This window comes from Streptomyces sp. NPDC050287 (assembly GCF_044459385.1).
Taxonomy (GTDB): domain Bacteria; phylum Actinomycetota; class Actinomycetes; order Streptomycetales; family Streptomycetaceae; genus Streptomyces.
On the sequence record NZ_JBITIY010000001.1, the window covers coordinates 336028 to 362658 of the forward strand.

Annotated in this window: 19 protein-coding genes and 1 tRNA gene; 11 read left to right on the plus strand and 9 right to left on the minus strand. The window is 68.0% G+C overall.

Annotated features, from left to right (window positions below; genetic code table 11):
- Window positions 1-15: 15 nt before the first annotated feature.
- Window positions 16-2742: a DNA polymerase I gene (polA, locus tag ACIBK3_RS01535; RefSeq protein ID WP_399360708.1), complete on the minus strand. Its 2727-nt coding sequence runs from the start codon at window positions 2740-2742 to the stop codon at window positions 16-18.
- Between the two features lie 498 nt (window positions 2743-3240).
- Here polA and ACIBK3_RS01540 point away from each other — a divergent pair, with 498 nt between their 5' ends.
- The 7 genes from ACIBK3_RS01540 (at window position 3241) to ACIBK3_RS01570 (ending at window position 12391) form a co-directional block, all read left to right on the plus strand.
- On the plus strand, window positions 3241-5547 hold the full coding sequence (locus ACIBK3_RS01540; RefSeq protein ID WP_399360710.1) for an FdhF/YdeP family oxidoreductase: 2307 nt from the start codon (window positions 3241-3243) through the stop codon (window positions 5545-5547).
- Between the two features lie 47 nt (window positions 5548-5594).
- Complete coding sequence (locus ACIBK3_RS01545; RefSeq protein WP_399360712.1) at window positions 5595-6083, plus strand: PaaI family thioesterase; 489 nt, start codon at window positions 5595-5597, stop codon at window positions 6081-6083.
- A 672-nt stretch (window positions 6084-6755) separates the two neighbouring features.
- Window positions 6756-7976, plus strand: a complete 1221-nt coding sequence (locus ACIBK3_RS01550; protein ID WP_399360714.1) for a branched-chain amino acid ABC transporter substrate-binding protein — start codon at window positions 6756-6758, stop codon at window positions 7974-7976.
- Window positions 7977-8095: 119 nt separating this feature from the next.
- The gene (locus ACIBK3_RS01555) at window positions 8096-9028 is read left to right on the plus strand and encodes a branched-chain amino acid ABC transporter permease (RefSeq protein ID WP_399360716.1); all 933 of its coding nucleotides are present in this window, start codon (window positions 8096-8098) and stop codon (window positions 9026-9028) included.
- 5 nt (window positions 9029-9033) lie between these two features.
- Entirely contained in the window at window positions 9034-10800 is a 1767-nt protein-coding gene (locus ACIBK3_RS01560; RefSeq protein ID WP_399362051.1) for a branched-chain amino acid ABC transporter permease, read from the plus strand.
- Between the two features lie 5 nt (window positions 10801-10805).
- On the plus strand, window positions 10806-11678 hold the full coding sequence (locus ACIBK3_RS01565; RefSeq protein WP_399360718.1) for an ABC transporter ATP-binding protein: 873 nt from the start codon (window positions 10806-10808) through the stop codon (window positions 11676-11678).
- The gene (locus ACIBK3_RS01570; RefSeq protein WP_399360720.1) at window positions 11675-12391 is read left to right on the plus strand and encodes an ABC transporter ATP-binding protein; all 717 of its coding nucleotides are present in this window, start codon (window positions 11675-11677) and stop codon (window positions 12389-12391) included. The genes ACIBK3_RS01565 and ACIBK3_RS01570 overlap by 4 nt, the downstream gene beginning before the upstream one ends.
- Window positions 12392-12479: 88 nt before the next feature.
- On the opposite strand, the gene ACIBK3_RS01575 is transcribed toward ACIBK3_RS01570, so the two are convergent.
- Complete coding sequence (locus ACIBK3_RS01575; protein ID WP_030683415.1) at window positions 12480-13136, minus strand: response regulator; 657 nt, start codon at window positions 13134-13136, stop codon at window positions 12480-12482.
- Between the two features lie 97 nt (window positions 13137-13233).
- On the opposite strand from ACIBK3_RS01575, the gene ACIBK3_RS01580 reads away from it, so the two are divergent.
- A tRNA-Leu gene (locus tag ACIBK3_RS01580) sits at window positions 13234-13317 on the plus strand.
- Between the two features lie 82 nt (window positions 13318-13399).
- A complete protein-coding gene (locus tag ACIBK3_RS01585) occupies window positions 13400-14188 on the plus strand; it encodes a helix-turn-helix domain-containing protein (RefSeq protein ID WP_399360722.1) in 789 nt (262 codons plus the stop codon).
- Window positions 14189-14201: 13 nt separating this feature from the next.
- On the opposite strand, the gene pyk is transcribed toward ACIBK3_RS01585, so the two are convergent.
- Together pyk and ACIBK3_RS01595 are read right to left on the minus strand one after the other, a co-directional pair.
- Window positions 14202-15632, minus strand: a complete 1431-nt coding sequence (pyk, locus tag ACIBK3_RS01590) for a pyruvate kinase (protein ID WP_399360724.1) — start codon at window positions 15630-15632, stop codon at window positions 14202-14204.
- 178 nt (window positions 15633-15810) lie between these two features.
- Window positions 15811-16524, minus strand: coding sequence for an SIMPL domain-containing protein (locus ACIBK3_RS01595; RefSeq protein WP_399360726.1), 714 nt, complete (start codon window positions 16522-16524; stop codon window positions 15811-15813).
- Between the two features lie 163 nt (window positions 16525-16687).
- Between ACIBK3_RS01595 and ACIBK3_RS01600 the strand changes: the two genes are divergently transcribed.
- Window positions 16688-18493 (plus strand): bifunctional metallophosphatase/5'-nucleotidase, encoded by a 1806-nt coding sequence (locus tag ACIBK3_RS01600; protein ID WP_399360728.1) that lies wholly within the window; start codon window positions 16688-16690, stop codon window positions 18491-18493.
- Window positions 18494-18535: 42 nt separating this feature from the next.
- Here the strand turns inward: ACIBK3_RS01600 and ACIBK3_RS01605 are convergent, their stop codons facing one another.
- Both ACIBK3_RS01605 and ACIBK3_RS01610 read right to left on the minus strand, forming a co-directional pair.
- Window positions 18536-19984 (minus strand): lysine N(6)-hydroxylase/L-ornithine N(5)-oxygenase family protein, encoded by a 1449-nt coding sequence (locus ACIBK3_RS01605; RefSeq protein WP_399360730.1) that lies wholly within the window; start codon window positions 19982-19984, stop codon window positions 18536-18538.
- Window positions 19981-21363, minus strand: a complete 1383-nt coding sequence (locus ACIBK3_RS01610) for a pyridoxal phosphate-dependent decarboxylase family protein (RefSeq protein ID WP_399360732.1) — start codon at window positions 21361-21363, stop codon at window positions 19981-19983. Before ACIBK3_RS01610 ends, ACIBK3_RS01605 begins: the two co-directional genes overlap by 4 nt.
- A gap of 281 nt (window positions 21364-21644) precedes the next feature.
- Here ACIBK3_RS01610 and ACIBK3_RS01615 point away from each other — a divergent pair, with 281 nt between their 5' ends.
- The gene (locus tag ACIBK3_RS01615) at window positions 21645-22835 is read left to right on the plus strand and encodes an alginate lyase family protein (protein WP_399360734.1); all 1191 of its coding nucleotides are present in this window, start codon (window positions 21645-21647) and stop codon (window positions 22833-22835) included.
- 170 nt (window positions 22836-23005) lie between these two features.
- Here the strand turns inward: ACIBK3_RS01615 and pepN are convergent, their stop codons facing one another.
- From pepN to ACIBK3_RS01630, 3 genes are all read right to left on the minus strand, one after another.
- Window positions 23006-25540, minus strand: a complete 2535-nt coding sequence (pepN, locus tag ACIBK3_RS01620; protein ID WP_399360736.1) for an aminopeptidase N — start codon at window positions 25538-25540, stop codon at window positions 23006-23008.
- 56 nt (window positions 25541-25596) lie between these two features.
- On the minus strand, window positions 25597-26142 hold the full coding sequence (locus ACIBK3_RS01625; protein ID WP_399360738.1) for a two-component system response regulator: 546 nt from the start codon (window positions 26140-26142) through the stop codon (window positions 25597-25599).
- Window positions 26143-26281: 139 nt separating this feature from the next.
- The gene (locus ACIBK3_RS01630) at window positions 26282-26626 is read right to left on the minus strand and encodes a chorismate mutase (protein ID WP_399360740.1); all 345 of its coding nucleotides are present in this window, start codon (window positions 26624-26626) and stop codon (window positions 26282-26284) included.
- Window positions 26627-26631: the final 5 nt, after the last annotated feature.

Sequence of the window (26631 nt, forward strand, 5' to 3'; positions counted from 1 at the left end):
CCCGACCGCCGGAGGCTAGTGCGCTGCCGACTCCCAGTCCGGTCCCGAGCCCACCGAGACACCCAAGGGGATCCTGAGGTCGACCGCGTTGGACATTTCACGGCGGACCAGTTCCTCCGTGGCCGCGCGTTCGCCGGGGGCGATCTCCAGGACGACTTCGTCGTGGACCTGGAGGAGCATGCGGGACTTGAGGTCCGCCTCGCGCAGGGCCCGGTCCACGTTCAACATGGCGATCTTGACGATGTCCGCGGCCGTGCCCTGGATGGGCGCGTTGAGGGCCATCCGCTCGGCCGCCTCGCGGCGCTGGCGGTTGTCGCTGTTGAGGTCGGGCAGGTAGCGGCGGCGCCCGAAGAGCGTGGCCGTGTAGCCCGTCGCCCGCGCCTCGTCGACCGCGCGGCGCAGATAGTCCCGTACGCCGCCGAACCGCTCGAAGTAGGCGTCCATCAGGGCACGCGCCTCGGCCGCCTCGATGTTCAGCTGCTGGGACAGGCCGAAAGCCGACAGGCCGTACGCGAGGCCGTACGACATCGCCTTGATCTTCCGCCGCATCTCCGCGTCCACCGCGGTCGGCTCCACCGCGAACACCTGCGCGGCGGCCGTCGTGTGCAGGTCCTCGCCGGAGGTGAACGCCTCGATGAGACCGGCGTCCTCGGACAGGTGGGCCATCACGCGCAGTTCGATCTGGCTGTAGTCGGCCGTCATCAGCGACTCGAAGCCCTCGCCGACGACGAAGCCTCGGCGGATGGCCCGGCCCTCGTCCGTGCGGACCGGGATGTTCTGCAGGTTCGGATCGGTGGAGGAGAGCCGGCCGGTCGCGGCGACCGTCTGGTTGAACGTGGTGTGGATACGGCCGTCCGTCGCGACCGTCTTGATCAGGCCCTCGACGGTGACCCGCAGCTTGGCCTGCTCACGGTGCCGGAGCATTATCACCGGCAGTTCGTTGTCCGTCTGGGCGGCCAGCCAGGCGAGCGCGTCGGCGTCGGTGGTGTAGCCGGTCTTGGTGCGCTTGGTCTTGGGCAGGGCCAGCTCGCCGAAGAGGACCTCCTGAAGCTGCTTGGGCGAGCCGAGGTTGAACTCGTGCCCGGCCGCCGCGTGCGCCTCCTTCACGGCCTGCTGGACGGCGCCCGCGAACATCTGCTCCATGGCCTCCAGGTGGGGCCGGTCGGCGGCGATGCCGTGCCGCTCCATCCTGGCCAGCAGGGCGGAGGTGGGCAGTTCCATGTCACGCAGCAGCTCTGCCGCGCCGACCTCCTGGAGACGCGTCCCGAAGGCCTCGCCCAGGTCGAGGACGGCACGGGCCTGGATCATCAAGACCTCGGCCTCGGCACCGTCGTCCGCGCCGAAAGCCAGCTGACCGTCGGCCGCGGCGGCGGGTGCCAGCTCGCGGTGCAGGTACTCCATGGACAGCGCGTCCAGGTCGAAGGAACGGCGGCCCGGCTTGACCAGGTAGGCGGCGAGTGCCGTGTCCATGGTGACGCCGGCGATGCTCCAGCCGTGCTCGGCGAAGACCCGCATCGCGCCCTTGGCGTTGTGGAGGACCTTGGGCCGGCCGGCGTCGGCCAGCCAGGCGGCGAACGCCGTCTCGTCGGCCTCGTCCAGCTGGGACGGGTCGAACCAGGCGGCCGCTCCCCCGGCCGCGGCGAGCGCGATCTCGGCGACCGAGCCGGTGCCGAGCGCCCAGGTGTCGACCGTGGCCATACCGAGGACCTCACCGGCGTGCTCGGAGAGCCAGGGGGCCAGCTCGCCGGTGCCCAGCACGGTGCCGTCCAGCTCCACGCCGTCCGTGAGGACCGGGGTCGACTCGGCCTCCTCGGCGCCGGGGTCGACCGCGAAGAGCCGCTCCCGCAGCGAGGGGTTGCGGATCTCCAGGGTGTCCAGGACCATCGCGACGGTCTTGCGGTCGTACGCCGCCCGCTCCAGGTCGGCGACCGTCTTCGGCAGCTCCACCCGCCGCTCCAGCTCGGTCAGGCGCCGGTTGAGCTTGACGGACTCCAGGTGGTCGCGGAGGTTCTGCCCCGCTTTGCCCTTGACCTCATCGACCCGCTCCACCAGTTCCGCGAACGAGCCGAACTGGTTGATCCACTTCGCGGCCGTCTTCTCACCGACGCCCGGGATGCCCGGCAGGTTGTCGGACGGGTCGCCGCGCAGCGCCGCGAAGTCCGGGTACTGCGCCGGCGTCAAGCCGTACTTCTCGAACACCTTCTCCGGAGTGAACCGGGTCAGCTCGGAGACGCCCTTCGTCGGATACAGCACCGTCGTGTGCTCGCTGACCAGTTGGAAGGAGTCCCGGTCACCGGTGACGATCAGCACCTCGAAGCCCTCGGCCTCGGCCTGCGTGGCCAGGGTGGCGATGATGTCGTCCGCTTCGAAGCCGTCGACGGCGAAGCGCTGCGCGTGCATCGCGTCGAGCAGTTCGCCGATCAGTTCGACCTGGCCCTTGAACTCGTCCGGCGTCTTGGAACGGTTGGCCTTGTACTCCGTGAACTCCTCGGAGCGCCAGGTCTTGCGGGAGACGTCGAAGGCCACCGCGAAGTGCGTGGGCGCCTCGTCGCGCAGGGTGTTGGCCAGCATCGACGCGAAGCCGTAGATCGCGTTCGTCGGCTGGCCGGTCGCGGTCGTGAAGTTCTCCGCGGGCAGCGCGAAGAACGCGCGGTAGGCCAGCGAGTGCCCGTCCATGAGCATCAGGCGGGGACGCGCGCCGTCGGCGGTCTTGTCGGTCTTCTTCGATGCTGTTTCTGCCACGCCCCCGATCCTGCCACGCCCCACTGACAGTCGGGACCGCCCCAGAGCCCACACCCGGCCACCGGCCGGGAACCACCGAGGACCCACACCCCGCCACCGGACCGGAACCACCCACGATCCACACCCCACCACCGGCCCAGGACCGCCCGGGGCCAAGACCCCACCGACAGGTGGAACCACCCAGGACCCGCACCCCACCGACAGCCGGGACCGGCACCCCTGGACCACCCCCGGCGGGACCGCCCCCCGGCACGGCGTGAAGAAGATCGACGGCGGGAAGTCCTCCCGTGCGAACAGTGCCCCCGCCGTTCCCAGCCGTTCCCCCCTGCCCACCTGCCTCCACTGTCCCCCTCTGTCCCCCTTATCCCGCCCTGTCTCCCCCTGTCCCCCCTGCCCCGCCCGCCCACGATCGTTGTCACCGGCGCGTGCGAGGATCTCTGAGGTAGTGCACACGCGTAGGCGCAGCAGTGCGCACGCGTCAGCGAAGGAGAGCGCGCGATGGCAACGAAGCCGCCCAAAGCGGACCCGGTCCAGGACGCACCGCAGGTCGCGGAGCCGAAGCACGCGGCGGCGGGGATCCCGGCCATCGGGCACAGCCTGCGTATCGCACAGCAGCAGATGGGCGTGAAGCGCACCGCGCTGACCCTGCTGCGGGTGAACCAGAAGGACGGCTTCGACTGCCCGGGCTGCGCCTGGCCGGAGCCGGACCACCGGCACGCGGCGGAGTTCTGTGAGAACGGCGCGAAGGCGGTCGCCGAGGAGGCCACCCTGCGCCGGGTCACCCCGGAGTTCTTCGCCGCGCACTCCGTGGCCGACCTCGCCACCCGCAGCGGCTACTGGCTGGGCCAGCAGGGCCGGCTCACCCACCCCATGTACCTCCCCGAGGGGGGCGAGCACTACGAGCCGGTGACCTGGGAGCGCGCGTTCGACATCATCGCCGAGGAGATCCACGCCCTCTCCTCGCCCGACGAGGCCCTCTTCTACACCTCGGGACGCACCAGCAACGAGGCCGCGTTCCTCTACCAGCTCTTCGCTCGTGAACTCGGCACCAACAACCTGCCGGACTGTTCCAACATGTGCCACGAGTCGTCCGGCTCGGCCCTGTCCGAGACGATCGGCATCGGCAAGGGCAGCGTCCTGCTGGAGGACCTCTACAAGGCGGACCTGATCATCGTCGCCGGCCAGAACCCCGGCACCAACCACCCGCGCATGCTCTCCGCCCTGGAGAAGGCGAAGGCGAACGGCGCGAAGATCATCAGCGTGAACCCGCTGCCCGAGGCGGGCCTGGAACGCTTCAAGAACCCGCAGACCCCCAAGGGGCTCACTACCGGCGCCGCGCTCACCGACCTGTTCCTGCAGATCCGCATCGGCGGCGACCAGGCCCTGTTCCGCCTCCTCAACAAGCTGATCCTGGAGACCGACGGCGCGGTCGACGAGGAGTTCGTGAGCGAACACACCCACGGCTACGAGGAGTTCGCTGCCGCCGCCCGCGCGGCCGACTGGGACGAGACGCTCACCGCGACCGGCCTGTCCCAGCAGGAGATCGAGGAAGCCCTCGGGATGGTCCTCGCCTCGCAGCGCACCATCGTCTGCTGGGCGATGGGCCTCACCCAGCACAAGCACTCCGTGCCCACCATCCGCGAGGTCGTCAACTTCCTTCTCCTGCGCGGCAACATCGGCCGCCCCGGCGCGGGCGTGTGCCCCGTGCGCGGCCACTCGAACGTGCAGGGCGACCGCACGATGGGCATCTTCGAACGCCCCGCCCCCGCCTTCCTGGACGCCCTGGAGAGGGAGTTCGGCTTCGCGCCGCCCCGGGAGCACGGATACGACGTCGTGCGGGCCATCCGCGCCCTGCGCGACGGTGAGGCGAAGGTGTTCTTCGCGATGGGCGGCAACTTCGTCTCCGCCTCCCCCGACACCGAGGTCACCGAGGCCGCCATGCGCCGGGCCACACTGACCGTACACGTGTCGACCAAGCTCAACCGCTCGCACGCGATCACGGGCGCGCGTGCCCTGATCCTGCCGACCCTCGGCCGCACGGAACGTGATGTGCAAGTCGGCCCGAACGGGAAAGGCGCCGAGCAGTTCGTGACCGTCGAGGACTCCATGGGCATGGTGCACGCCTCCCGCGGCCGCCTGGAGCCGGCGAGCGCGCACCTGCTGTCCGAGCCGGCGATCGTGTGCCGGATGGCCCGCCGGGTGCTCGGCGAGGACAGCAAGGTGCCCTGGGAGGAGTTCGAGAAGGACTACGCCGCGATCCGTGACCGCATCGCCCGCGTGATCCCCGGCTTCGAGGACTTCAACGCGCGCGTCACTGGTTCCGCCGGCCGCCCTGGCGGCTTCGCCCTCCCGCACGCCCCCCGCGACGAGCGCCGCTTCCCGACCGCCACCGGCAAGGCCAACTTCACCGCCGCGCCGGTCGAGTACCCGAAGCTGCCCGAGGGCCGGCTGCTGCTGCAGACGCTGCGCTCGCACGACCAGTACAACACCACGATCTACGGCCTCGACGACCGCTACCGAGGCATCCGCAACGGGCGCCGGGTGGTGCTGGTGAACCCCGAGGACGCGCGGTCGCTCGGAGTGGCCGACGGGACGTACGTCGATCTCGTGAGCGAGTGGCGGGACGGCGTGGAGCGGCGGGCCGCGGGCTTCCGGGTCGTGCACTACCCGACCGCGCGCGGGTGTGCCGCCGCCTACTACCCCGAGACCAACGTCCTCGTGCCGCTCGACGCCACGGCGGACACCAGTAACACCCCGGCCAGCAAGTCGGTCGTCGTACGTCTGGAACAATCGACGACCGACTGAGCGTTTGCTCAGCCACCAGGTTGGCAAGACGAACGGAGCCGGGTCCCATGGGTGAGCAGCAGCACGTGAAGTTCCCGCAGGAGGTCATCGACGAGTACGCCGCCCTCGGCGTCGACCTGCAGGCCCTGTTCTCCGCAGGACACCTCGGGACCCGGATGGGCGTCCAGATCACTCAGGCGTCGCCGGAGCGCGTTGTCGGGACGATGCCCGTCGAAGGGAACACCCAGCCCTACGGACTGCTGCACGGCGGCGCCTCCGCGGTGCTCGCCGAGACCCTCGGGTCGGTGGGCGCGATGCTGCACGCGGGAAGCTCGAAACTCGCGGTCGGCGTCGACCTGAACTGCACCCATCACCGGGGAGCACGCTCGGGCCTGGTGACCGGCGTGGCCACACCGGTGCACCGGGGGCGGACCACGGCGACGTACGAGATCGTCATCAGCGACGAGGAGAGCCGACGGGTGTGCACCGCGCGGCTGACCTGCCTCCTGCGCGACGTCAACCCGGGAGACGGCGAACACGTACGCGCCGCCCGCTGACCTGCCGGCACCTTGTTCGGCCCCGCACGCCCACAACCACCCTCGCGGCGAGCACGGTCGCATCGGCCGTGGCTGCCGTACGGCTACGGCCCGGAACCGCCCTCGACCGCGCCCCACGAGCCCCCACACACTTGCCGATGCGATGACCGAGTCCCGCTACGCGGGATTCGTCACCGGCGAGACGACGGCGGCAAACACACTCACACCGTGCGGATATCCGTATCCGACTGCTGACGGATCCCCCTCGACGTCAACCCGCCTCCGCTCACGTAACGCTGTGTAACACGCGCGCAATACAGCACCGCAGTTTCATCTTCGGCGGCCCGCACTCCCACGATCTTTCCCCTCTCCTCCCCGCGGGCTGCGACACGGTCGAGTCATGACCCTCACCCACATACAACCGGAAGTGCAGATTCTCAACATGTGGACCAAGAGGAATTCCCGCCAAACCGGCCAAGAACCCTTTCCGTCGAAGTTCAAAACCACCACGGCATAACAAGAACGTCACAAGCCAGCCCACAGCGATGCCGCCACCGGTCAGACAGGTTTAGAGTCACGCCCAGTCACCGCGCCGCCGGGCGCGTCCGCAGCATGGCTTGGTATCACCCAGTACGGCCCGGCGAGTCACACAGCGACCCAACTGGGCCGCTGGCGCCAGGGAGAGGATTCACCTTGCGACACCGTTCTTTGGTCATACTCACCTCCGTGCTCACCACGGGAGCTCTCACGCTGACCGCCTGCGGTTCGCGCGACGACGACAAGGGTGGGGACAGCAGCAGCAAGACCGAGATCATCATTGGCGTCGACGCACCGCTGACCGGTCAGAACTCCGCCACCGGCCTCGGCATCCAGGGCGGCGTCCAGATCGCCGTCGACGACGCCAACAAGAAAAACCTCGTACCCGGCGTGACCTTCAAGGTCCAGGCGCTCGACGACAAGGCGATCCCCGCCAGCGGACAGCAGAACGCCACCCAGTTCGTGAACAACGACAAGGTGCTCGGCGTCGTCGGCCCGCTCAACTCCGGTGTCGCCACCCAGATGCAGCAGGTCTTCGCCACCGCCAACCTGGTCGAGATCTCGCCCTCCAACACCGCGCCCGAGCTCACCCAGGGCAAGAACTGGCAGACCACCAAGTCCCGCCCGTTCAAGACGTACTTCCGCACCGCCACCACCGACGCCCTGCAGGGCGGCTTCGCAGCCGACTACGCGGCCAAGACGCTGAAGAAGAAGAACGTCTTCATCGTCGACGACAAGCAGACCTACGGCGCGGGCCTGGCCAAGCTCTTCAAGGCCGGCTTCACCGGCGCGGGCGGCAAGGTCGCCGGCGAGGACCACGTCAACACCGGCGACACGGACTTCTCGGCCCTCGTCACCAAGATCAAGAACTCCAAGGCGGACCTGGTCTACTACGGCGGCCAGTACGACGAGTCGGAGAAGCTGACCAAGCAGCTCAAGGACGGCGGCGCCAAGATCCCGCTCTTCGGCGGCGACGGCATGTTCTCCGAGACCTACATCCAGACCGCCGGCAAGACCTCCGAGGGCGACCTCGCCACCTCCGTCGGCGCCCCCGTCGACTCCCTCCCCTCCGCCCAGGACTTCATCAAGAAGTACAAGGCAGCCGGCCTCAAGGGCGACTACGGCACCTACGGCGGCTACTCCTACGACGCCGCCACCGCCATCATCAAGGCGATCGCCAACGTCGTGAAGGACGGCAAGGTCCCCGACGACGCACGCGCCCAGATCGTCGCCGAAGTCCAGAAGTCGAACTTCGAGGGCATCGCCGGCCCCGTCTCCTTCGACCAGTACGGCGACACCACCAACAAGCAGCTGACCGTCTACCAGGTCACCGACGGCAAGTGGAAGGCCGTCAAGAGCGGCACCTTCAACGGCTGACCATTCCCAGCCGGAACCGCCGCTAGAACCACCCCGGGCCGCGCGGCCAGACCACCCGTCACCGCGCGGCCCGCTCCACGTCCTGTGCTCCCACTCCAAACCCACATGGAGGCCATGCGGTGAACACTCTGCCGCAGCAGCTGGCCAACGGGCTGTTCCTCGGCTCGATGTACGGGCTGATCGCCATCGGCTACACGATGGTGTACGGCATCGTCCAGCTCATCAACTTCGCCCATGGCGAGATCTTCATGACCGGCGGCTTCGGCGCGCTCACGGTCTACCTCTACGTCCTGCCCAACGGCACATCCATGTGGATAGCCCTCCCGGCGATGCTCATCGGAGGCGGACTCGTCTCCATCCTCATCGCCGTCGGCGCCGAACGCTTCGCCTACCGACCACTGCGCGGCGCACCACGCCTCGCACCACTCATCACCGCCATCGGCCTCTCCCTCGCACTCCAGCAGGCCGTCTTCAACTGGTACCCCGACGCCAAAACGGACCGCAACTTCCCGCAACTGGACTTCGGCCCCTGGCACATCGGCTCCCTCAGCATCCAAAGCGGCTCCGTCTTCGTCATCATCGCCGCCCCCATCTGCATGGCCGCCCTCGCCATCTTCGTCCGACTCTCCCGCACCGGCCGCGCCATGCAGGCCACCGCCCAAGACCCGGACACCGCCCAGCTCATGGGCATCGACACCAACCGCATCATCGTGATCGCGTTCGCCATCGGCGGCTTCTTCGCCGCCGTCGCCGCCGTCGCCTACGGCCTGCGCTACGGACAGATCAAATACGACATGGGCTTCCAGATGGGCCTCAAGGCATTCACCGCGGCCGTGCTCGGCGGCATCGGCAACATCTACGGCGCCATGATCGGCGGCCTGGTCCTCGGCCTCGCCGAAACCATGGCCACCTCCTACATCGACGGCATCCCCGGCATGCAGCAACTCGGCGGCGGCGGCTGGGCCTCCGTATGGGCCTTCGTCCTCCTCATCCTCGTCCTGCTGTTCAGACCACAAGGCCTCGTCGGCGAACGCGTCGCGGACAGGGCGTGAGCACCATGACAACCACCACCGCCAACGCCCCACGCGGCCTCATCGCCCTGCCCCACAGCGCCGCCCGCGCCCTCATCGCCCTCGGCGCCCTCGGCACCATCGCCAGCACCTTCATGTCCTGGACCTGGACCTCCGACTTCCCCGGAGACCTCACCTACTACGGCTCCCCCGCCGGACTCCAGATCCTCGACCTCATCGCCGGCGCACTCACCCTCCTCTACGCGCTCACCCGCTGGAACGTACGCGGCCTGCACTGGCTCAACCCCGCGACCGCCACCGCACCCGTCGTACTCGCGGCCACCTCCGCCTTCGCCGTCAGCTGGTTCAGCGCCATCGCCATCACCGTCGACCTGGGCGGCCTCGTCAACCTCGACCCCGGCGCCTACATCGCCGCCGTCGCCTCCCTCGTCGCCCTCCTCGGCGCCCTCGCACTCCCCAGCCCCGGCGACACCGCCAAAGCCTGGGTCAGCAAGCCCGACAACATCCCCGCCGCAGGCCAACTCCCCGGCTGGGCCGAACGCCTCATCATCACCGCCGCCACCGCCCTCGCCCTGATCGCCTTCGCCTACGGCATCGGCGTCGACCCCGACGCCAGCGAGACCTTCGTCGGCTACCTGCTCCTCGTCGTCTTCGGCGCCTGGGCACTCCTCGCCGCCGGCCTCTTCGACCGGTTCTCCGCACTCAACGCCCGGCACAAAGGTTTCGCCACCACCATGGCGTTCCTCGCCGCAGCGCTCTTCCCCTTCGTCGAGAACAACGAACACAACGCCAACCTCGGCGTGAACATCCTCGTCGTCGGAACCGTCGCCCTCGGCCTCAACATCGTCGTCGGCCTCACCGGACTCCTCGACCTCGGATACGTCGCCTTCCTCGGCGTCGGCGCCTACGCCGCCGCCCTCGTCTCCGGCTCCGAATTCTCCCGGTTCTCCGGCGTCCAGTTCCCGTTCTGGGCCGCCATGCTCACCGGCATGGCCGCATCGCTCGTCTTCGGCGTCCTCATCGGCGCCCCCACCCTGCGACTGCGCGGCGACTACCTCGCCATCGTCACCCTCGGCTTCGGAGAGATCTTCCGCATCACCGTCAACAACCTCGACGGCTCCTCCGGACCGAACCTGACCAACGGCCCCAACGGCATCTCGATGATCCCCGACATGAACATCTTCGGCTTCAACCTCGGGACCCCCCACGACATCGGATCCATCACCGTCGGCCGCTTCGCGAACTACTTCCTGCTGATGCTGATCATCACCGGCATCGTCGTCCTCGTCTTCAACCGAGCCGCGGACTCACGCATCGGCCGCTCCTGGATCGCCATCCGCGAAGACGAGACCGCCGCCACCGCCATGGGCATCAACGGCTTCCGCGTCAAACTCATCGCCTTCGCACTCGGCGCCTCCCTGGCCGGCCTCGCCGGCACCGTCAGCGCCCACGTCGGCTACAGCGTCAACCCCGCCCCCTACCAGTTCGCCGGCTCCGTACCCCCCAACTCAGCCTTCCTGCTGGCCGCAGTGGTACTCGGCGGCATGGGCACCGTCAACGGCCCCATCCTCGGCGCCACGCTGCTCTACCTCCTCCCCGAGAAGCTCGGCTTCCTCAAGGAGTACCAGCTCCTCGCCTTCGGCATCGCCCTCGTGATCCTCATGCGCTTCCGGCCCGAAGGCATCATCCCCAACCGGCGCCGCCAGCTCGAATTCCACGAGACCGACCACATCGACATCCCCGCACAAGGCCTTCCCGACAGCACCGTCGGCGTCACCAAGGCAGGGGCGTGACCCACATGACCACCACCACCGCACCCAGCCCCGTCCTCGAAGCCAGCGGCGTCACCATGCGCTTCGGCGGCCTCACCGCCGTACGCAATGTCGACCTCACCGTCAACAGCGGCGAAATCGTCGGCCTCATCGGCCCCAACGGAGCCGGCAAAACCACCTTCTTCAACTGCCTCACCGGCCTGTACGTGCCCACAGAAGGAACGGTCTCCTACAAAGGCACAGTGCTCCCGCCCAAACCCCACCTCGTCACCAGCGCCGGCATCGCACGCACCTTCCAGAACATCCGGCTCTTCGCCAACATGACCGTCCTGGAAAACGTCCTCGTCGGCCGCCACACCAGAACCAAAGAAGGTCTCTGGTCCGCACTCCTGCGCGGCCCCGGATTCCGCAAAGCAGAAGCCGCCTCCCACAAACGCGCCATGGAACTCCTCGAGTTCATCGGCCTCGCCCACAAGGCCGACCATCTCTCCCGCAACCTGCCCTACGGCGAACAGCGCAAGCTGGAAATCGCCCGGGCACTCGCCAGCGAACCGGGTCTCCTCCTCCTCGACGAACCCACAGCCGGCATGAACCCGCAAGAGACCCGCGCCACCGAAGAACTGGTCTTCGCCATCCGCGACCAGGGCATCGCCGTCCTCGTCATCGAGCACGACATGCGCTTCATCTTCAACCTGTGCGACCGCGTCGCCTGCCTCGTCCAAGGCGAGAAACTCGTCGAAGGAACCTCGGACGTCGTCCAGGGCGACGAACGCGTCGTCGCCGCCTACCTCGGCACCCCCTTCGAAGGCGCCCCCGGCGCCGACGAACTCGCCGAAGTCGAAGCCGCCGAGGCCTCCGGAGCGCAGAGCACCACCAGCACGGAAGGAAAAGCCCAGTGACCGCACTACTGGAGGTCGAGGACCTCAAGGTCGCCTACGGCAAGATCGAAGCCGTCAAGGGCATCTCCTTCAGCGTCGAAGCCGGCCAGATCGTCACCCTCATCGGCACCAACGGCGCCGGCAAGACCACAACCCTGCGCACCCTCTCCGGGCTCCTCAAGCCCACCAGCGGCCGCATCGTCTTCGACGGCAAACCCCTCAAGAGCATCCCCGCCCACAAGATCGTCTCCCTGGGCCTCGCCCACTCCCCCGAAGGCCGGCACATCTTCCCGCGCCTGACGATCACCGAGAACCTCCAGCTCGGCGCCTTCCTCCGCAAGGACAAAACAGGCATCGAAAAGGACATCCAGCGCGCCTACGACCTCTTCCCCATCCTCGGAGAACGCAGGAAACAGGCCGCAGGCACCCTCTCCGGCGGCGAACAGCAGATGCTCGCCATGGGCCGCGCCCTCATGTCCCAGCCGAAACTCCTCATGCTCGACGAACCCTCCATGGGCCTCTCGCCGATCATGATGCAGAAAATCATGGCAACGATCACCGAACTCAAGTCCCAGGGCACGACCATCCTCCTGGTCGAACAGAACGCCCAGGCGGCCCTCTCACTCGCCGACCGAGGACACGTCATGGAGATCGGCAGCATCGTCCTCTCCGGCACCGGACAGGACCTGCTCCACGACGAATCGGTGCGCAAGGCGTACCTCGGCGAGGACTGAACACGCCCCTGCCGTACGACGAGGCCCGCGCCCCTGGGAAAGGGGCGCGGGCCTCGTCGCACGTGCACGTATGGATACGGCCAGGGTGTCAGCCCTTGCCGTTCTTCTTCTCGTCCGCGTCCTGGATGACCGCCTCCGCCACCTGCTGCATCGACATCCGACGATCCATCGACGTCTTCTGAATCCACCGGAACGCGGCCGGCTCCGTCAGCCCGTACTCCGTCTGCAGGATCGACTTCGCCCGGTCCACCAGCTTCCGCGTCTCCAGCCGCTGCGAAAGATCCGCGACCTCGTTCTCCAGCTCCCGCAGCTCCGTGAACCGCGAGACGGCCATCTCGATCGCCGGAACGACATCACTCTTGCTGAACGGCTTCACCAGATACGCCATCGCACCGGCGTCCCTCGCCCGCTCCACCAGGTCACGCTGCGAGAACGCGGTCAGCATCAGCACCGGGGCGATCCGCTCCTCGGCGATCTTCTCCGCCGCCGAGATGCCGTCCAGCTTCGGCATCTTCACGTCCAGGATCACCAGGTCCGGCTTGTGCTCACGGGCGAGCTCGACGGCCTGCTCACCGTCACCGGCCTCGCCGACGACGCTGTAGCCCTCTTCCTCCAGCATCTCCTTGAGATCGAGCCGGATCAGGGCCTCGTCCTCGGCGATGACGACACGGGTCGTCAGCGGAGGCACGTGCGACTTGTCGTCGTCGGGCGCGTCTACGGGCTGGGGCGACTCGGGGGCGGTCACGGGGGCTCCTCGTTCAGGGCGGGGTACTGCTGACAAGAGCCTACCTAGCTGCAGCAACCGGTGGTGAACCGGTACACTTCCAACAGTTCCACGGCCTGCCCGGTTGGAGGAATCTGGTCAGACTCGCGGTGCTCAAACCACCGTGCCTTAGGGCATGTGGGTTCGAATCCCACACCGGGCACCTCTCAAAGCGGAGGCTCACGTTCTCGTGAACCTCCGCTTTTTGCTGCATGTCGTCACGATCAGTGACGCAGAGTGGCCGCATGATCTCTCACGGCACTGACGTTCGACAGAAGGCGCTCACCTTGCTGCGCGACGGCGAGAAGAACGCGGACGTCGCTCGCAGGTTCAACGTCCCACCAGGCACCATCTCCTACTGGAAGCACCTGGACCGGGCGAAGCGGGGCGAGAGCCCAGGAAGGCACGACCCCAAATGCCCCCGATGCGACGGGCGCGAGCTCGATGAGCCCGCGTACAGCTACCTGCTGGGCCTCTATCTCGGTGACGGCCACATCAGCCACTACTCCGAGCATCGGGTGCCGAACCTCATGATTACGTGCACCCAATCATGGCCCGGCCTGATGGACCACTGTGAGCAGGCCATGCGCGCAGTCTTCCCAGACAACTCCGTCTGCCGCGTCCGCCGGACCGGATGCAGCAACGTAAAGGTCTACTCGAAGCACCTGCACTGCCTGTTCCCTCAGCACGGCCCCGGCAAGAAGCACGAACGCCTCATCGTCCTCGAACCTTGGCAGCGAGCCATCGTTGACGCTCACCCCTGGGAATTCATCCGAGGGCTCGTCCACTCCGACGGATGCCGCATCACCAACTGGACCACTCGCCTCGTCGCCGGTGAACGCAAGCGCTACGAATATCCCCGCTACTTCTTCTCCAACAAGTCGGACGACATCAGGAAGCTCTTCACCGACGCCCTTGACCGCGTCGGCGTCGAATGGACCACCCTCGCTCGCGGCAGCGACCCGTTCAACATCTCCATCGCCCGCAAAGCCTCAGTCGCCCTCATGGACACCCACGTAGGCCCCAAACACTGACGCCCTGACCGACCTACCTGTCGTCCACCCCGATGTGATGCACCCGCACCAGGTTGGTCGAGCCGGGGACCCCTGGCGGGGAGCCGGCCGTGATGACCACGACGTCGCCCTGCTCGCAGCGGCCGTACTTGAGCAGGAGCTCGTCCATCTGGTTGATCATCTCGTCCGTGGAGTCGGCCTGGGGGCCGAGGAAGGTCTCCACGCCCCAGGTCAGGCTGAGCTGGGAGCGGGTCGCCGGTTCGGGGGTGAAGGCCAGGAGAGGGATCGGCGAGCGGTAGCGGGACAGGCGGCGGACTGTGTCGCCGGACTGGGTGAAGGCGACGAGGAACTTGGCGCCGAGGAAGTCGCCCATCTCGGCGGCCGCTCGGGCGACCGCGCCGCCCTGGGTGCGGGGTTTGTTGCTTTCGGTGAGCGGGGGGAGGCCCTTGGCCAGGAGGTCTTCCTCGGCCGCTTCGACGATTTTCGCCATCGTGCGGACCGTTTCGACCGGGTACTTTCCGACGCTGGTTTCGCCGGACAGCATCACGGCGTCCGTGCCGTCGATGACCGCGTTGGCGACGTCGCTGGCCTCGGCCCTGGTGGGGCGGGAGTTCTCGATCATGGAGTCGAGCATCTGGGTCGCCACGATGACGGGCTTGGCGTTGCGCTTGGCGAGTTTGATCGCGCGTTTTTGGACGAGGGGGACCTGTTCGAGGGGCATTTCGACGCCGAGGTCGCCGCGGGCGACCATGATGCCGTCGAAGGCGGCGACGATGTCGTCGATGGCGTCGACGGCCTGGGGTTTTTCGACTTTGGCGATGACGGGGAGCCTGCGTCCTTCTTCGTCCATGATGCGGTGGACGTCTTCGATGTCGCGGCCGCTGCGTACGAAGGAGAGGGCGATGACGTCGAAGCCCATGCGCAGCGCCCAGCGGAGGTCCGCTTCGTCTTTCTCCGAGAGTGCGGGGACGGACACCGCGACTCCGGGGAGGTTGAGGCCTTTGTGGTCGGAGATCACGCCGCCTTCGATGACGGTGGTGTGGACGCGGGGGCCGTCGACGGAGGTGACTTCGAGGGAGACCTTGCCGTCGTCGACGAGGATGCGTTCGCCGGGGGTGACGTCGGTGGCGAGGCCTTGGTGGGTGGTGCCGCAGCTGTGGCGGTCTCCTTGGGTGTTTTCTTCGACGGTGATGGTGAAGGTGTCGCCGCGTTCGAGGATTACGGGGCCTTCGGTGAAGCGGCCGAGGCGGATCTTCGGGCCTTGGAGGTCGGCGAGGAGGCCGACGCTGTGGCCGGTTTCGTCGGAGGCCTTGCGTACGCGGTGGTAGCGCTCCTCGTGTTCGGCGTGGGTGCCGTGGCTGAGGTTGAAGCGGGCGACGTCCATTCCGGCGTCGACCAGTGCTTTGAGCTGGTCGTACGAGTCGGTGGCGGGGCCCAGTGTGCAGACGATTTTTGCTCGGCGCATGTTTCGAGCCTATGACCTACTTGCCAGTAGGGAATTGGTCGGGGGTGACGACTCAACAATCTTTGCGTGAATGTCTATTGACAAGGGTTGAATTGTGCGTCGGGGTGCTCCGATGAGCATTCGGCGGACGTATTTGTTTTCGATTGCGTTTTCGTCGGCGTCCTCGGGTCTCTCGGGGTCACAGCTGTGGTGGGGCCATGGTGAACCGTGCGTTGACCTGGGCGTGGACGCGTTGGCGTTGGGGTTCGAGGTCGAGGGGGGCGGCGGTGTCTTCGGTGGCGCCGCGGGCCATGGAGCGCATGCGGCTGCCGGGGGCGGCGGGGTAGGCGGGTGGGGTGTTCTCGGCGCCGAGGTCGGCGAGTTCGACGAGGGCGGCGAGGGTGGTTCCGAGTGCTTCGGCGTATTCCCTGGCGCGCTGTACTGCTTCTCGTACGGCTTGTTGTCGGGCTTGGCGGTGGGCGGGTGAGTCGGGGCGCAGGGTCCACCAGGGGCCGTCGACGCGGGTGAGGTCGAGGTCGGCGAGGCGGGTGGTGAGTTCGCCGAGGGCGGTGAAGTCGGTGAGTTCGGCGGTGATGTGGACGTTGCCGTGGTAGGCGTGGACGCGTTCGCCGCGGCCTTCTTTGAGTTGTGGGGTGATGGAGAAGGCGCCGGTTTCGAGTCGTTCGACGGCGTCGCCGTAGGTCTTGATGAGGTTGAGTGCGGTGGTGTTGCGGCGGGTGAGGTCTTCGAGGGCGGTGCGGCGGTCTTTGCCGCGGGAGGCGACGGTGATGTGGAGGCGGGCGATTTCGGGGTCGACTTCGAGGTGGGCTTCGCCGCGGACGGCGATGCGGGGGGCGTCAGGGGTGCCGTAGGGGACGGCGGGGTGGGGGTCGTCCGGGGGTGGGGTGGTCATGGGTCCCACTGTGTCAGTTCGGGTTGCGTCTGACTGGTTGGGTTCCTGTCTGTCGGCGGTCTTGGTCGGTCATCAGATCGAAACGTGCGGGGTCTGTTGTTGTTCGGCGTGTACGGGTCAGAATCTACGCGCGTCGTTGACTGTTTCCGGAGGAGATCGAGACATGCCGTTGAACCGTCGGAAGTTCCTGAAGAAGTCTGCTGTGACCGGGGCGGGGGTCGCCTTGACCGGTGCGGTGGCGGCTCCGGCGGCGCAGGCCGCGGAGGGGAAGAAGGGGCACGGGCACGTGAAGCGGTACTCGCTGACGGTCATGGGCACGACCGACCTGCACGGTCACGTCTTCAACTGGGACTACTTCAAGGACGCGGAGTACGCGGACGCCCAGGGCAACGCTCAGGGTCTGGCGCGGATCTCGACGTTGGTGAATCAGGTCCGTGAGGAGAAGGGCCGGGGGAACACGTTGTTGTTGGACGCCGGCGACACGATTCAGGGCACGCCGTTGACGTACTACTACGCGAAGGTCGATCCGATCACCGCGAAGGGTGGTCCGGTGCATCCGATGGCGGCGGCGATGAACGCGATCGGGTATGACGCGGTGGCGTTGGGCAATCACGAGTTCAATTACGGGATCGAGACGCTGCGGAAGTTCGAGGAGCAGTGTGACTTTCCGTTGCTGGGTGCGAACGCGCTGGACGCGAAGACATTGAGGCCGGCGTTTCCGCCGTACTTCATGAAGACGTTCCGGGTGCCGGGGGCTCCGCCGGTGAAGGTGGCGGTGCTGGGTTTGACGAATCCGGGTATCGCGATCTGGGACAAGGCTTATGTGCAGGGGAAGTTGACGTTCCCGGGGTTGGAGGAGCAGGCGGCGAAGTGGGTGCCGAGGCTGCGGTCGATGGGTGCGGATGTGGTCGTGGTGTCGGCGCATTCGGGGTCGTCGGGTACGTCGTCGTACGGTGATCAGGTGCCGTATGTCGAGAATGCGGCGGCGCTGGTGGCGCGGCAGGTGCCGGGGATCGACGCGATTCTGGTCGGGCATGCGCATGTGGAGATCCCTCAGTTGCTGGTCACGAACGAGGTGTCGGGGAAGACGGTGGTGCTGTCGGAGCCGCTGGCGTATGCGGAGCGGTTGTCGCTGTTCGACTTCGAGTTGGTGTTCTCGAAGGGGTGTTGGTCGGTGGATTCGGTGACGGCGTCGGTGCGTAATTCGAATGCGGTCGCTGATGATCCGAGGATCACGCGGCTGCTGAAGGCTGACCATGACGTCGTGGTGGCGTATGTGAATCAGGTGGTCGGTACGGCGACGCAGACGCTGACGACCGTCGACGCCCGTTACAAGGATGCGCCGATCATCGATCTGATCACGAGGGTGCAGGAGGATGTGGTCAAGGCGGCGTTGGCGGGGACGGAGTATGCGTCGTTGCCGGTGATCGCGCAGGCGTCGCCGTTTTCGCGGACGTCGGAGATTCCGGCGGGTGAGGTGACGATCCGGGATCTGTCGAGTCTGTATGTGTATGACAACACGTTGGTCGCGAAGGTGATGACGGGGGCGCAGGTCCGGGCGTATCTGGAGTATTCGGCGGAGTATTTCGTGCAGACGGCTGCGGGTGCGGTGGTGGATGTGGAGAGGTTGACGAACGCGGGTGGTCGTCCGGATTACAACTTTGACTATGTGTCGGGGTTGTCGTACGAGATCGACATCGCCCAGGCGGCGGGGTCGCGGATCAGGAATCTCTCCTATGGGGGTGCCGTGCTGGACGATGCTCAGCAGTTCGTGCTGGCGGTGAACAACTACCGTGCCAATGGCGGGGGTGCGTTCCCGTTTGTGGCGTCCGCGAAGGAGTTGTGGTCGGAGTCGACGGAGATCCGGACGCGGATCGCGGAGTGGGTGACGGCGAAGGGTGTGCTGGATCCGAAGGAGTTCGCGTCGGTGGACTGGAGGCTGACGAGGAACGGGACGCCGGTTTTCTAGGGTTTCCCGGTATCGGGCTTCGCCGGCCTGTCTGCCCGGGCTTCATCGTCGGTCGACGAGGGGTGTGAGTGCCTGTGTCTGTGCCTGTGTCTGTGGCTGGCGGGCTGGCGGGATTTCGGGTTGTGGCTGGTGGAGGCCGAAGGTGGTGAAGGCTGTGCGGGCCGGCAGGGGGTAGGGGTTCTTGCCGGTCAGGGTGTTGAGGATGGTGGCGCTGCGCCAGGCGGCGAGGCCGAGGTCGGGGGTGCCGATGCCGTGGGTGTGGTGTTCGGCGTTCTGGACGTAGACGTGGCAGTCGGTGCCGGTGACGGAGGGGTCGAGGACGAGGCGGAACTGTTCGTCGACGCGGGGGCGTTCGCGGCTGTCGCGGCGGAGGTAGGGGTCGAGGCCGGCGAGGATGCGGTCGAGGGGGCGTTCGCGGTAGCCGGTGGCGAGGACGACGGCGTCGGTGGTGAGGCGGGTGCGGGTGTTCTGCTGGGTGTGTTCGAGGTGGAGTTCGATCTTGGTCGTCGCGATCCGGCCGGCGGTGCGGACGCGGACGCCTGGGGTGAGGACGGTGTCGGGCCAGCCGCCGTCGAGGGTACGGCGGTAGAGCTCGTCGTGGATGGCGCCGAGGGTGTCGGCGTCGATGCCTTTGTGGAGTTGCCACTGGGTGGTGACGAGGCGGTCGCGGACGTTTTCGGTGAGGGCGTGGAAGTAGCGGGTGTAGTCGGGGGTGAAGTGTTCGAGGCCGAGTTTTGAGTACTCCATGGGGGCGAAGGCTTCGGTGCGGCCGAGCCAGTGGAGTTTCTCGCGGCCGGCGGGGCGTCGGCGGAGCAGGTCGAGGAAGATTTCGGCGCCGGACTGTCCGGAGCCGATGACGGTGATGTGGCCGGCGGCGAGGAGTGTGTCGCGGTGGTCGAGGTAGTCGGCGGCGTGGATGACGGGGATGCCGGGTGCTTCGACGAGGGGTTTGAGGGGGTCGGGTACGTACGGTTCGGTGCCGATGCCGAGGACGACGTTTCGGGTGTAGGTCCGGCCGTGGGCTTCTGTTTCTTCGTCGGTGTCGAGTTGGGCGTGGTCGACTTCGAAGAGGTCGCGTCGGTGGTTCCAGCGGATGGCGTCGACCCGGTGGCCGAAGTGGAGTGCGGGGAGGTTTTCGGATACCCAGCGGCAGTAGGCGTCGTATTCGGCGCGCTGGATGTGGAAGCGCTCGGCGAAGTAGAAGGGGAAGAGGCGCTCGCGGGTTTTGAGGTAGTTGAGGAAGGTCCAGGGGCTGGCGGGGTCGGCGAGGGTGACCAGGTCGGCGAGGAAGGGGACCTGGATGGTGGCGCCGTCGATGAGCTGGCCGGGGTGCCAGTGGAAGGCGGGGCGTTGTTCGTAGAAGACGGTGTCGAGTTCGGCGAGGGGGTGGGCGAGGGCGGCGAGGGAGAGGTTGAAGGGGCCGATGCCGATGCCGACGAGGTCGCGGGGTGCGTCGGGTTCTGGGTGTCGGGGGTTGGGGGGCGGGGTCATCGGGGGGTGTTTCCTTCCGTGTGGGTGTCGACGAGTTGGAGGAGGCCGGTCAGGTCCTCGGGCCTCAGGTGGGGGTTGAGGAGGGTGGCCTTGAGCCAGAGCCGGCCGTCGAGGCGGGCCCGGCCGAGGACGGCGTGGCCTTCGAGGAGGAGTTGCCGGCGTACGGCGGCGACGGCGTCGTCGGTGGCGTCGCGGGGCCGGAACAGGACCGTGCTGATGGTGGGGTGGTCGTACAGGTCGAGGCCGGGGTGGTCGTGGATGAGGGCGGCGAGGGTGTGGGCGTGTGCGCAGACCTGGTCGACGAGGCTGCCGAGGCCGGTGCGGCCGAGGGTTTTGAGGGTGACGGCGATTTTGAGGATGTCGGGGCGGCGGCTGGTGCGCAGGGAGCGGCTGAGGAGGTCGGGCAGACCGGCTTGGGTGTCGTCGTCGGCGTTGAGGTAGTCGGCGCGCTGGTCGAGGGCGGTGAGGTCGCCGGGGTGGGTGACGGCGAGGAGGCCTGCGGCGATGGGTTGCCAGCCGAGTTTGTGCAGGTCGAGGGTGATGGTGTGGGCGGCGTCGAGGCCGGCGAGTTTGGGGCGGTGGCGGTCGCTGAAGAGGAGGCCTGCGCCGTAGGCGGCGTCGATGTGGAGGCGGGCGCCGTGTGCGTGGCAGCGGGCGGCGATTTCGGGGAGGGGGTCGATGAGTCCGGCGTCGGTGGTGCCGGCGGTGGCGGCGACGAGGAGGGGGCCGGGCAGGGTGGTGAGGGCTTCGTCGAGGGCGGCGGGGTCGAGGGTGCCGGCGGGGGCGGGGACGACGACGGGGTCGGGCAGTCCGAGGAGCCAGGCGGCGCGGGGCAGGGAGTGGTGGGCGTTGGCGCCGTGGAGGAGCCGGATGTCGGTGCCGTGGGTGGTGCGGGCTTTTTCGCGGGCGAGCAGGAGGGCGAGGTGGTTGGCTTCGGTGCCGCCGGTGGTGACGAGGGCGTCGGTGGCTCCGGCCTCGTGGGCGAGGGCTTGTGTGACCAGGGCTTCGAGTGCGGAGGCGGCCGGGGCCTGGTCCCAGGAGTCGAGGGAGGGGTTGAGGGCGGCGGCGGCGAGGTCGGCGGCGGTGGCGACGGCGAGGGGTGGGCAGTGCAGGTGGGCGGCGCAGTGGGGGTGGGCGGGGTCGGCGGATCCTTCGGCGAGGGTGTGGACGAGGCGTCGTAGGGCGTCGGGGTCGCCTTCGTCGGGCAGGACGTCGCCGATCGCGTCCCGTACTCGGGCGGTGATCGTGTGGGGGCCGCCTGCGGGCAGGGGGCCGCCGCGGGCGAGGGTGCCGTCGTGGAGCGCGTCGAGGACGGTGTGCAGCAAGGGGCGCAGGGCGTGGGGGCCTTCGGGGCCGGAGGCGAGGCTCGGTGTGCTCATGGGTGGGTTCTCCGGGCGCTGGGGCAGGGGGAGTTCCAGCTTTACGCGTATGTGTGCTCGCGTCCGGAGAGCCCAACGAGGGAGACCCGAAAGGGGGTACGAGGCGCTGGGTGGGACCTGGGTCACCCCGTTCGAGACCGACTGGGGGGCATCGTGCTACGGGTTCTCCGTGGACCCGCCGCACATGTCTCTTGACATGTACACAAGCCTTCCTTATGGTCCAGGCCAATCATTCCTCATTCGGAACTGCGTTCTCATTCGTGAACAGAAGAGGTCATCGGATGACACGAACCAGAACCGCCCTGCTGAGTGTTCTCGCCCTACTCGCCGGCCTGCTGAGCCTTCAGCTCACCGGCCCGGCCCCACGGGCAACGGCCGCACCGACAACCTTCACCCACCCCGGGGTGCTCGTGAGCCGGGCCCAACTCGACTACGCCCGGTCAAAGGTGCAGGCCGGCCAACAGCCGTGGAAGGCCGCGTACGACAACATGATGGCCAGCTCCTACGCTTCACTGTCGCGTACCGCCAAGCCGCGGGCCGTCGTGGAGTGCGGGTCGTCGTCCAACCCCAACCGCGGCTGCACCGACGAGCGTCAGGACGCCATCGCGGCCTACACCCAAGCGCTCGCGTGGTACTTCACCAGGGACGCCAGGTACGCCGAGAAGTCGATCGAGATCATGGACGCCTGGTCCGCGACCATCAAAGATCACACCAACAGCAACGCCCCGCTGCAGACCGGCTGGGCCGGATCGACCTGGCCGCGCGCCGCCGAGATCATCAAGTACACCTACGACGGCGGCTGGCCGGGCGCGGGCCGCTTCGCGACCATGCTTCGCACCGTCTACCTGCCCGAGGTGATCAACGGCGCAGCGACCAAGAACGGCAACTGGGAACTGGTCATGACCGAGGCGGCGATCGGTATCTCGGTCTTCATCGAGGACCGCGCCGGCTACGACAAGGCGGTCAGCACCTACCTCGCCCGGGTTCCCGCGTACATCTACCTGACCAGTGACGGCGCCCTGCCGAAGCCGCCGGCGGGCAGCAGCATCGACACCAGCGCCGAGATCATCAAGTACTGGCAGGGCCAGAGCACCTTCACCGACGGCCTCTCCCAGGAGACCTGCCGGGACTTCGGGCACACCGGCTGGGGCATCGCTTCCATAGCCGACATCGCGGAGACCAGCCGCATCCAGGGCCAGGACCTCTATCCGAGGATCCAGGACCGGCTGCGCTACGCGCTGGGCTTCCACACCTCCTACGAGAACGGCACCGCCGTACCTTCCTGGTTGTGCGGCGGCTCGGTCAACAAGGGCCTCGATCAGGTCACGGAGGTCGGGTTCAACGCCCTCCAGAACCGCCTCGGGATCAGCATGTCCAACACCCAGAAGTACACCCAGGAACACCGGCCCTCCGGCACGGACAACTACTTCAACGCCTGGACGACCCTCACGCACGCCAACAACCCCAGCTGAGGACCACCGCCGACCCGCCCGGCCCCGCAGGGGCAGAACCTCGGCAGGATCCCTGCCGGCCCCTGCGGGCTGGGCGGTACCGGGCTGATCCCTTCCCTGGCCTTGGCCTTGCCTGCCCCTGCCCCTGCCCCTGCCCCTGCCCCTGCCCCTGCCCCTGCCCCTGCCCCTGCCTAGCCTTCCCTGACCTTCAATGCCCGCCTCAGGTCGTCCAGTTGGTCGGCGATCTTGCGGCGCAGTGCGGGGATCGGGTCGCCGTCGCGCAGGCACTGTTCGCCCAGGTGCAGGGTGGCGGGGTCGACGGCGTGGGCGGGGAAGGCCCAGCGGCCGGCGGCGTCGGCCATGGCGGGGCCGCGGCGGGCGGCGACGGCGATGGCGTCCTGGAAGTAGCGGGGTACGTACTCGCGTACCAGGTCGGCCTGTTCGGGCTGCCAGAAGCCTCGGGCGGTGGCGGTGAAGAGGTAGTTGGAGAGGTCGTCGGTGGTGAACATCGATGCCCAGGCCTTGGCCTTGGTGTCGGCGTCGGGCAGGGCGGCACGGCAGCGGGCGGCGCCTTCCTGGCCGGCTGCGGACGGGTCGCGTTCGAGTTCGGCGGCGATGGCGTTCTCGTCGGTGGCGCCGAGGACGGCGAGGCGGGCCAGGACGCGCCAGCGCAGTTCGGGGTCGAGTTCGGGTCCGCCGGGCACGGTGCCGTCGGCGAGCCAGGCGGCGATGGTGTCGGGGTGGGCGGCGGCGTCGATGTGGTGGCGTACGGCGATCAGGCGCAGGCCGGGGTTGTCGCCGTCCTCGGTGCGGCGCAGGAGGTCGCGGCAGAGGGCGGTGAGGGTGGTCAGGGCGGCGGGCCGCTGGTCGGGGGTGAGGTAGCGGTCTGCGATCTGGGTGGCGGCGAAGGCGAGGACGCCCTGGACGAGGGCGAGGTCCGTCTCGTACGGCAGGTGGGTGCGGGCGGCGTCCAGGTAGGCGGTGGCGGGGAGGTGGCCGTCGCGGACGGCGTCCCTGAGGGCGTTCCAGACGACGGCGCGGGTGAGGGGTTCGGGCAGGCCGGACAGGGCGTTGGTGACGGTCGTGAAGGATTCGGGGTCGAAGCGGATCTTGGCGTAGGTGAGGTCGCCGTCGTTGAGGAGGAGCAGGGCGGGCCGCTTGCCGATGGGGTGGGGCTCACCGGGTCGGGTCTGGGGGATGTCGAGGTCGAGGCGTTCGCGCAGGACGAGGTGGCGTCCTTCGTCGGCGACGTCCTGGTCGTAGAGGCCGACGGCGATGCGGTGGGGGCGGCTGCCGGTGTGGTCGACGGTGAGGGTGCAGGTGCCGCCGTCGGGGGCGATGTGCGGGGTGAGGGTGTCGACGCCGGTGGTGCGCAGCCAGGCGTCGGCCCAGGCGTGGACGTCGCGGTCGGTGTGAGAGGCGAGGGAGTCGATGAAGTCGGCGAGGGTGGCGTTGGCGAAGCGGTGGCGGGCGAAGTGGGTGTTGATGCCGGCGAGGAAGTCCTTCTCGCCGAGCCAGGTCACCAGTTGCCTGAGTGCGGAGGCGCCCTTGGCGTAGGAGATGCCGTCGAAGTTGAGGAGGGCGGAGGCGGTGTCGTCGACGGCTTCGGGGGCGACGGGGTGGGTGGAGGGGCGCTGGTCGGCGTCGTATCCCCAGGCTTTGCGGGAGACGCCGAAGTCGGTCCAGGTGTCGGTGCCCCTCCACCTGGGGGGTTCCACCCCGGACCCCCCGGGGGTGACTTCGTTGAGGGTCTGGTAGCCCATGTACTCGGCGAAGGACTCGTTGAGCCAGATGTCGTCCCACCAGCGCAGGGTGACGAGATCGCCGAACCACATGTGGGCCATCTCGTGGGCGATGACCATGGCGCGGGTCTGGCGTTCGGTGTCGGTGACGGCGGAACGGTAGACGAACTCGTCGCGGAAGGTGACCAGGCCCGGGTTCTCCATGGCGCCGGCGTTGAACTCGGGGACGAAGGCCTGGTCGTAGGAGTCGAAGGGGTAGGGCTCGTCGAACTTCTCGTGGTAGCGGTCGTAGCACTGGCGGGTGATGTCGAGGAGTTCGTCGGCGTCCGCGTCGAGGTGGCGGGCCAGGGAGCGGCGGCAGTGGATGCCGAAGGGCAGGCCGCGGTGTTCGGTGCGTACGGAGTGCCAGGGGCCGGCGGCGACGGCGACGAGGTAGGTGGAGATGAGGGGGGTGGGGGCGGCCTGCCAGCGGCCGTCGCCGAGGTGGTCGGTGATGCTGTTGGCGAGGACGGTCCAGCCTTCGGGGGCGGTCACCGTCAGGTCGAAGACGGCTTTGAGGTCGGGCTGGTCGAAGGCGGCGAAGACGCGCTGGACGTCGTCCATGAAGAGTTGGGTGTAGACGTAGGTTTCGCCGTCGGTGGGGTCGGTGAAGCGGTGCATGCCTTCGCCGGTGCGGGAGTAGCGCATCTCGGCGTGGACGCGTAGTTCGTGTTCGCCGGGGGTGAGGTTCTTCAGCGGCAGCCGGTTCTCGTTCAGGGTGTCCGGGTCGAGGGGTTGTCCGTCGAGGGTGACGGTGCGCAGGGTGGCGGGCTTGACCTCGACGAAGGTGTCAGTGGTGTCCTGGTCCGCGCGTACGGTGAACCTGATGACGGTGCGGGAGTCGAAGGTGTCGTCCCCGGCGGTCAGATCGAGGTCGATCGTGTAGCGGTGGACGTCGAGGAGCCTGGCACGGGTCTGCGCTTCGTCGCGCGTCAGTACGGACATGCGGGTCATGCTGCCTGATGGCGTCGGCACGGCACAGGGGCGGATGGGTACGTGCCCTATGTCCGGTCCTGTTCGAGCTTGCCGTTGTGCGCCCCCTGCGCGCGCTGGAGTGGGACTCGGGTGTCCGGGTGGGGCAGGGCGGGGCGGGGTCCGCCGGATTCGGGGTGGTCCTTGACGAGGGCGTGCAGGGCGCGCACCTCGTGTTCGAGGGCGAGGTGGCGCTGGTGGGCGTCGAACAGGTAGCGGACCTTGGTGCGCAGTGCCCAGGGGTCGATGGGTTTCATGACGAGGTCGGCGACACCGAGGGCGAAGGCGGCGGAGGTGAGGTGGTGGTCCGGGCCGAAGCCGGTGAGGAGGATGACGGGAATGTGCTGGGTCTGTTCCACGCGGCGCATGTAGCGGACGACGTCGAGGCCGCTGACTCCGGGCATGCGTACGTCGAGCAGGAGGAGGCCGACCTGGCCGCGCAGGACCTGTTTGAGGGCTTCGTCGCCGCTGGTGGCGCGGCCCAGCAGGTAGCCCAGTGGGGCCAGGGCGCTCTCCAGCGCGTACAGGGTGTCCTGGTGGTCGTCGACGATGAGGATCCTGGCATCCGATGGCATGGTTCGACGTCCCTCCCTCGTGGACAGCCCAGCTTATGTCCGAAAAGCTGACGGGGAGTGCTCGCCAGCTGACAAGGAGTGCACATCGCAGCATGCCGCTGCGGGGCCGGTGTGTCACGTGTTCGGGCGTCGGGGGAGGTCAGTTCGCCAGGGGTGTCGAGCCGTTGATGGTGTCCTCGGCGATCCGCTCGTGGTGTCTGATCACTTCGGCGATGATGAAGTTGAGGAATTTCTCGGCGAAGGCCGGGTCGAGTTTGGCGTTCTCGGCGAGGGTGCGCAGGCGTTCGATCTGGCGGGCCTCGCGGCCGGGGTCGGCGGGCGGCAGCTGGTGCCGGGCCTTGAGGTGGCCGACCTGCTGGGTGCACTTGAAGCGTTCGGCGAGCATGTGGACGACGGCCGCGTCGATGTTGTCGATGCTGTCGCGCAGGCGGACGAGTTCCTCGCGGACGGCGGGGTCGACTTCTCCGGTGTTGCTGGTGGTCATGGGTG